The sequence below is a fragment of the Streptococcus sp. 20925_1_77 genome (assembly GCF_041432125.1).
In the GTDB taxonomy this organism is placed as follows: Bacteria; Bacillota; Bacilli; order Lactobacillales; family Streptococcaceae; genus Streptococcus.
The window spans coordinates 1-3,588 of record NZ_JAPVZB010000030.1 but is presented as its reverse complement, the minus strand read 5'-3'; the positions used below and the strand labels follow the sequence as shown (position 1 = coordinate 3,588).

Annotated in this window: 2 protein-coding genes; both read left to right on the top strand. The window is 44.3% G+C overall.

Features of this window, described 5'->3' with window-relative positions; translation table 11 throughout:
• Nucleotides 1-750 (top strand): MucBP domain-containing protein (locus tag O3626_RS10155; RefSeq protein WP_371496717.1); only part of this gene is annotated, 750 nt, incomplete at its 5' end.
• A 181-nt stretch (nt 751-931) separates the two neighbouring features.
• Nucleotides 932-3,588 (top strand): KxYKxGKxW signal peptide domain-containing protein (locus tag O3626_RS10150; RefSeq protein WP_371496715.1); only part of this gene is annotated, 2,657 nt, incomplete at its 3' end.

Genomic DNA, 3,588 nt, shown 5'->3' with positions numbered 1-3,588 from the left:
CCTAATACTATCAAGACTCCAGACGGTAAGACATACAAGATCGTACCGAAAGGTGACTACCCAGTAGGTAAAGTTGATGGCGATGGACACTTGGAATCATCTGATCCAATTAAAGGTAAAGTTGACAAACCACGCTCAATCATCACTTACGTTTACAAAGAAGTGAAAGAAGAACCAACTCAACCTAAGGGTAATGTATACGTTCACTATGTAGATGAAAATGGTAATACTATCAAGACTTCAGTAGTGGATGAAAAAGACCAACCAGTAGGTAAAGACTACGATACAGTTGTGGATAACCGTCCTAAGACGATCGCAACTCCAGATGGTAAAGTCTATGAATTGGTACCACAAGGTAACTACCCAGTAGGTAAAGTTGATGGACAAGGTCACTTGACGACAACTGACCCAACAACTGGTAAAGTCATCGAAGGTGATAAGAACGTTACTTACGTTTACAAACTTGTGAAGACACCAAACACTTCAGTGCCACCAACTCCAACACCAAATACACCGGTAGATCCAACACCTAATAAACCAATGGATCCAACACCAAACACACCGGTAGATCCAACACCTAATACACCAGTGAACCCAGTTCCTGAGCAACCAGCTCAACCAGCTCCAGCTCTTGAACAACTTCCAAATACTGGTGAAACAGGATCTGTAGCTTCAGCTCTTCTTGGAGCAGTTGCAGGGGTTGCAGGGGTTGCGGCACTTGGACGTCGCAAAAAGGAAGATGAAAAATAATCTTCTATCCTAATTTGATTCGGTCATTTCAGGTATGTGGGAAATGAAAAAGGATCCAAAAAGAGAACCTTCGGGTTCTCTTTTTGTGTGCTGTTATTTGTGTTAATAATTAGTCTTAATTAGTTACTTTTGGGGAAAATTAGTGTATAATAACTCGATATCTAAAATTTAAGGAGCAGGCATGTTTTTTAAACGTTCGAAAGGGGAGTTTCGCGAAACGGAGCGGATCACACGTTTTAAATTGATCAAATCGGGAAAAACTTGGGTGCGGGCGTCCATCTCGCAGCTAGGGCTTTTTCGTGTCTCTCGTACTGATGCGACTGATGAAATCGTGAGACCTTTCGAAACATCTGCTGATCCAGTTCCAGCTCCGATTTCTAAAGGGATTCTTGTGTTGGGTGCTCTTGTTGGGGCAACTACAATTGCTGATCCAGTTTTTGCTGAGGAAAATGAGATGAATGCGGCTCTGGAATCTGAGATCAGTCCAGCGACAGGAGTGGTTGGGCAAGATAGTTTTGTCTTGGGGACAACGTCTATCGCAGATTCTGCGTCAGCCAGTCAATCCATGAGTGAATCTATCTCATTTTCAGAGTCAGCTAGTGAAAGCGACTCTCTGTCTCAATCGGTATCTTTGAGTGAATCTCATGTTGTCAGTGTTTCAGCGAGTCCGTCCACTTCAGAAACGGCAAGCCATAGTCTCTCAGAAGATAATTCTATCCACAGGGCTACTTCAGAAACGAGTGAGGAAGAAGCAGTGGCTCAGACAACTCACTCGGAGGACCAGGTGAAGCGTCTGCAGGTATTGGCCTTGGATTTATATACCTATCGGGCACAGGCTCTGGAAATCCCTGGGACAGAATCTGCTATTGAAAATGGAGATCTGGCTTTAGAGGCTATTCGTACAGGATTATCCAATCCGGGAATTCAAATGGATGCCGTGGAAAGCCAAGCCAAGAGTGCTCGCAATCGCTTGGTTAATGCGGTGCTTCGTGCTACTTCCGGTCAACGGGATCCTCGGACAGGACGTGCATTAGATACAGAGAATAGTTTTCGTGCGCCTTTTTTCATGAGTGCTCCTGCAAATAATCATGTAATTACGGCCTATAATTCAGATCCTGTTAAGCTGCAGTACATTGTGAGAGAGCAAATTGGTGGGGTCGTCCTGACCTATATGGGCTATGCTCCTAACAGCGAGCGGGTTGAAGGTGTATTGGTTCCTAATGCTACCTTGAAATCTCCGTTTGCACCGATGTTGATTGAAGGGAAAGTTGGAGACAAAGAGGTCGTAGAGCCTGGTAAAACTTATACGATCACGGTTAGATTTACCAATTCAAACAATCAGTTTATCGATCGCTCTTTCCGAATTAAAGTGTTACCTCAAAATGACGGTATCCGTAACCCAATTAGGCCTGTGACGACAGAGATCTATGTCAATGATACTAGCAATGTAGCAGAGGTTGAAAAAGATAGGATCTGGGAGGCGTTTAAGGCCTCTAATCCCAAAATTGTAAGCTCGAAGGACTTTAAGGAGTATTCTGTCTCTGCATCAGGTGTGGTAACCATTACTTATAAAGATAATACTTCAAATGATGTAACTGTTCCTGTCAAGCGTCTCCCAACGCCGACGGTGACGACGAGACTATTGGAGAAAGCGAATACCCAGACACCTGTAACAGTTACAGGTGCCAGGCCTGGGGCCACGGTCGTTTTGTATAACAACGATGAGGAAATTGGAACGGCTGTAGCCGATGCTTCTGGTCAGGTGATAGTAGTGCCTACAGTGCCATTGCAGTCAGGTGGAGTGAATGCAAAAGCTCTCATCTTCTACGGTGATCATCCGGTCTATTCGGATGCAAGTAATTTGGTTGCGGTAACGATGGACTCAACAGAATATAGTCAATCTGTCTCGAATTCAGAATCGATGTCGACAAGTCAATTTGAATCACTTAGTGCATCAAAAGCAACTTCAAAGAGTGTTCTTGTATCAGTTTCTATCTCCGAATTTGTATCTGTATCAATGTCTGAGTCGGTATCGGTGTTCGAATCAGAATCGACCTCAGAATCAGCGTCAATGTCAGAGTCAGTTTCAACGTCCGAATCAGTTTCAACATCTGAGTCAATTTCAACGTCAGAATCGGTTTCAACATCTGAGTCAGTTTCAAGTTCTGAATCAGCGTCAACATCTGAATCAGTCTCAGCGTCTGAGTCAGTTTCAAGTTCTAAATCAGCCTCAACGTCAGAGTCGGTTTCAGACTCAGAATCAGTTTCAGCGTCTGAGTCAGTGTCAGCGTCCGAATCAGTTTCGACGTCTGAGTCGGTTTCAAGTTCTGAATCAGCGTCAACATCTGAATCAGTCTCGACGTCTGAGTCGGTATCAACGTCCGAATCAGTTTCTATGTCTGAGTCGGTTTCAAGTTCTGAATCAGCGTCAACATCTGAATCAGTCTCGACGTCTGAGTCGGTATCAACGTCCGAATCAGTGTCTGCGTCAGAGTCAGTTTCCGAGTCTGAATCAGTGTCAACATCCGAGTCAGCATCGACATCCGAGTCAGTTTCAGCATCTGAATTGGTTTCGACTTCAGAGTCCGTTTCTGTATCTGAATCAGTCTCAGCGTCTGAGTCAGTTTCAAGTTCTGAATCAGCGTCAACATCCGAGTCAGTTTCAAGTTCTGAATCAGCGTCAACATCCGAGTCTGTATCAACGTCAGAGTCAGCCTCAGAAGAAACTTCTGCTTCATTGAGTGAGTCAGTATCGTCATCTGAATCAGAATCAGAGTCAGCATCAGTTTCAACATCTGAGTCAGAATCGACCTCCGAATCGGTGTCAACCTCTGAATC